Here is a 651-nt window from a genome sequence, read left to right on the forward strand (position 1 = left end):
CCCTGGGGCATATGTCCACTGCCAAACGCCAGAAGCGCGGTGAAGGCTTTGAGCTGCGCACCGACGCCTGGGGGGCGATCCGGGGTGGCAAGGGGCTGTTCATTTCGGCGGATGGCCAGCCGAGTGCCGGTGGGAAGCAGCTCGATATGGAGGCGGCGCAGAACCTGCTGCAGCAAGCTCTCCAGCAGAGCGAAGCGCTGGCCTCGGCTGCCACTGCGGCGCAAGCGGTAGCAGCGGACTACAACCGGCAGAAGGCCCTGCTCAGCGATACGCTGACGGCGCTGAACAAGGCCGGGATACTTGTCAGCGCACCAGCGGGCATGGCGCTGGCTTCAGGCTCCGACTTGCAACTCACGGCCGCCCAGAACCTGATCGCCACCGCTGGCGGTCATGCCGACATCAGCGTGCTCAAGCGCTTCACGGTTGCGGCAGGCGAAYGGATATCCGTGTTCGCGCAGAAGCTCGGCATCAAACTGTTTGCAGCAAAGGGCAAGGTCGAGATCCAGGCCCAGAGCGACGAGATGCGCCTGCTGTCGGACAAGACCATGACGATCAGCAGTGCAAACGGGCGCGTCGTGATCGAGGCCAAGGAGGAACTGCTGCTCAAGTGTGGTGGCTCCTATGTTCGCCTGTCGTCCACGGGTATTGAGG

The 651-nt window shown here is 63.7% G+C and carries 1 protein-coding gene; it reads left to right on the forward strand.

What is annotated here, in order from left to right:
- Positions 1–651 (forward strand): DUF2345 domain-containing protein (locus AC1DS3_RS39305; RefSeq protein ID WP_477129456.1); only part of this gene is annotated, 651 nt, incomplete at both ends.

The organism is Cupriavidus sp. 01L46 (assembly GCF_056399905.1).